This is a genomic window from Geoanaerobacter pelophilus, assembly GCF_018476885.1.
Classification (GTDB): Bacteria; Desulfobacterota; Desulfuromonadia; order Geobacterales; family DSM-12255; genus Geoanaerobacter; species Geoanaerobacter pelophilus.
This window is the reverse complement of record NZ_JAHCVJ010000021.1, coordinates 1-3,956: the sequence shown is the minus strand read 5'-3', so window position 1 is coordinate 3,956 and position 3,956 is coordinate 1. Positions and strand designations below refer to the sequence as shown.

Sequence of the window (3,956 nt, the reverse complement as noted above, 5' to 3'; positions counted from 1 at the left end):
TACTGCCACAGCGACGGCAAAGGGCGTCAGAACGCGCCGTTCACCGCCGGCAGCGGCTGGAACTCCTCCGTAGTCTTCGGCGACTGCAAAGGGTGCCACGGTAACGACAGCCAGGCCGGCTACTTCACCAGCACCGTTGGTGAGCCTAACTACCAAAACGCCGGGCCGGGCACCGCCCGGGCCAACACCCACACCGGTAGCCACGTCGGCTCAGGACTATCCAGCTGCGCCAACTGCCACGTAGACTCGGTCACGGCAGCCGGAGCCATCAACGGCAGCGGCCTGCATATCAATGGCGGGATCAACGTCAAGATCGGGAATGTCGCCACCGGCAGCTACAATCCGCTTACCAAGGGTTGCACCAACATCTCCTGCCACGCCTCTTCCGGCACCGAGATCCAGTGGGGGTCCCATGCTACCTGCGCTACCTGCCACGGTGATCTGACTACCAAGCCGGGCGTGCACAGCACCCATATCAGCGACATGATCACCAGCGGTCTGGTAACCATGTACAACTACACCGCCATCAAATCAAGCAACGGCAAGTACCGGATCGGTTGCGCCAACTGTCACCCGACCGATGTCGGTCATCATCGTGACGGCCATATTGATGTCACCATCAACAAGAACAAACTCGGCGGGAGTTCTCTGGCCGGTCTCAACAGCGCCACTGCCGACTTCATCAATACTGCGAACAGCGGCATCAGCGGCACCACCAAGGTCAGCGTGACCTGCTCCATGGTTTACTGCCACAGCAGCGGCAAGTCCACAGTTCAGGCCGAGAACAACTTCAAGACTACTCCTGACTGGTACAGCGCTGCCGGTTCAACTGCCAACCGCTGCGGCATGTGCCACGACAACCCGCCGCAGTATGACGGCCAGTCGCATTATGATTCCAGCAGCATGATGGGTATGAACAATACCCCGCCATATAAACCATCTGCCCATCTTGGCGGCATCCATTTCAAAAACGTTTCCAGAGGGCCTGGACAGAACGGCTTCCTTGGCTTCTCTTCCATTGGCAATGTTGCCCATGGCAATATCAATAACTCCAGCACCATTACCTGCAACATCTGCCACAGCGGTATTGTTGATCCGGACAGGCCCGACACCTACGCCATGTTTGGCAGCGGCAGTCCTTACGAGTGCGCCCAGTGCCACAAAGCAACCACAAAGACCAAACTGCAGGCAGGCAATATCGTCGGCAACGGGCTGCATATCAACGGTAAGAAGGATGTCATCTTCCCGCAAACAGCATATCCGTTCAAGACCAAGTCACAGCTTTCTAACAACGCCAATGCTGGCGGCAACTGGATGCGCAACGGCGGCTACAAGGCTGATGAAAACTCGTATGACAGCACTGATCTGAGCACATCAACCTGGAACCCGGCTGACAAATCTTGCAATACCGCATGTCACGTAAACCAGTCGGGAATAATCTGGGGCAGCAAACTCAAGTGTATGAGTTGCCACGCTAACCAGTAGACTGTGGCACGAAGGGTAGTTTTAATGATAGAATCGACAATTGCAAAAAAGGGTGATGATACCATGGGCAAGCAGATAAACTGTTCGCGCAGCTGTAGGCAGCGGAAACCGGTAGTTGTGACTATCCTAGCACTTCTTATTGGATTGGTGATCTTCGATGTTTCGCCTTCCTTCGCTGCTGATCTCATGCACAACAGCCGTGATACCGGTTCTACGCGCTGGAACGGTCGCTGGGGGATCTCCGGTGGGCGCTACGGTGAATTTACCTGTGCCACCTGCCATGAGCCGCTTGCCGATAACCTGAAAAGCATCAGGAAAACGATCAGTGTCATGAACCCGATCTCTTCTCACACCTTTCCGGGCGGGAGCAAATCGGTAACGGTTATTTTTCAGAACAATACCGGCATGGGCAACGACCGTGCGGCACACAGCTCGTCCAACCGGATTTGCGAGGTCTGCCACAGTCAGCTGACGTATCATAATGCGGATTCCAACAACAATACCGGCGTACCAAAGCTCGGGCATCCGAACAATTACGGACAGGAGGGGGTCTGTACCAGCTGTCATCTGCACAATGTCGGTTTCAAAGCATCCTGCGGCGGTTGCCACGGCAACCCACCTCTTTACGCAAATCTCGGAGTCCCCGATGGCCTGATACTTAAACCGCGCCCCAGTAAGGCGCTTAAAACCGGCGAAGCCGGAGCGCATAAAGCTCATATGGATCACGGTGTTTCAGTGTGCGATAACTGCCATTATATCTCTGACGGCAGCACCAAGATGCCGAATGAGTCAAGGACGATACAGTTAGGTTTCTATGGTTTTGGCGGAAAGGTTACCAGTGGCAAGTATTTCCCCTGGTCATCGGCAGGCAGAGGCTACCCGGTCCGTTCCAGCACTCCGAACACGACCGTGGCCGCCGTTGTTCCCAATTACAACAATGCCAACAGATGCACCCAGGTGTACTGTCATGGTGGCGGTATCAAGGTTGGCGGCACAACAGTCAAGCAGCCTCTTGCCGGATTCGGAAGCTATACCAGCTGGTCCTGGACAGCGCCCACCGGCACGGCTACCTGCGGCAGTTGCCACCCGGCAACCGCTGCCAATCCTCCGACAATGGGGAGCCATGTAAAGCATGCCGGCCGGATGCTGGACGGTCGTTATGAGATATCATGCGACAAGTGTCATCCTGCTACTGATTCCTCTCATGTTCAGGGGGTTATTCGTTGGGAGCTTTACACCTCTGACCAGAGGATTGGTGGCGGGGCAACATACCGAGGAGCCAGGAAAACCAATACCAGCCAGCTTGCCCCAAACCTTCCATATGGGCAGTGCGCCAACTTCTATTGCCACAGCAATGGCAAAGGCGGGCTCGGCAATGTCGCCACCCCGATCTGGGGCGACACCAGCGGCTTTGCTGATTGCAAAGGGTGCCACGGTGGCACGCTGGCAAGTGGCAGCCCTCTGGCAACAGGCAGCCATGCTGGCCATATCAACACCACGGCAAATAGCTCGCTCGGCACTCCGATCGGCTGTGTTGCCTGTCATGCCAAGACCGTCAGCAACGACACGACAGTCAGTGTTGTTGCCAATCACGTCAACATCCTGAAAGAGTATTCCGGGGTACGCGCCGGCAAGAGCTATGCGCCTGCCACCGGTGTCTGCAGCAACGTCTACTGTCACAGTGACGGCAAAGGGCGTCAGAACGTACCGTTCACTGCCGTGAACGGCTGGAACTCGGGAACGGTTTATAGCGACTGTATCCGTTGCCACGGCAACGACAACCGCTTCGGCCACTTCTCCAGCATCGCCGGGGAGCCGAACTACAAAAGCGGCGCCCAGGGTAGCTATTCGGCCAACAGCCACAGAAAGCATGTCGCCAACTACGGCGGTGCCGCTACCTGTTTTAAATGCCATGTTGAGACTGTGACTACAGCCGGAACAGCCATTCTTGGCAACAGCGTCAAGCATGTCGACGGCACGAGAAACGTGCTTGCGGACGGTACCTATGCGTCATTCAACTGGAACCAGTCACCCAAAACCTGTACCAGCAATGTCTGCCACTTCAACAAGACGGTTACCTGGGGCGGGACCCTGAACTGCAGCGGTTGCCACGGCAGCGATGCCGCTACCCTGACTACCAAGAAGCACAGCGCCCATATCTCCACCAGCGCCAACCCGTCGCTGGGCACGGCGCTAGAGTGCGCCGAGTGCCATGCCAAGACGGTTTCCGGCAATGCAACAATTATCGGCTATGCAGCGCATAGCAATAAGGTTTATGGCGACTACTCCGGCGTTCGTGCCGGACGAAGCTACAACGCCACCGACGGGATCTGCGCCAATGTCTACTGTCACAGCGACGGTAAAGGGCGTCAGAACGTAGCATTCACTGCGGGTAACGGCTGGAACTCGGCAGCGACCTATGCCGACTGCAAGCAGTGCCACGGTAATGACGAGCAGTTCGGTCACTACTC

The 3,956-nt window shown here is 56.3% G+C and carries 2 protein-coding genes; both read left to right on the top strand.

What is annotated here, in order from left to right; all coding sequences use genetic code 11:
- Positions 1-1,485: CxxxxCH/CxxCH domain c-type cytochrome (locus KI809_RS20315; protein WP_214173432.1), on the top strand; the 1,485-nt coding region annotated here is incomplete at its 5' end.
- 24 nt (positions 1,486-1,509) lie between these two features.
- Positions 1,510-3,956 (top strand): CxxxxCH/CxxCH domain c-type cytochrome (locus KI809_RS20310; protein ID WP_214173431.1); only part of this gene is annotated, 2,447 nt, incomplete at its 3' end.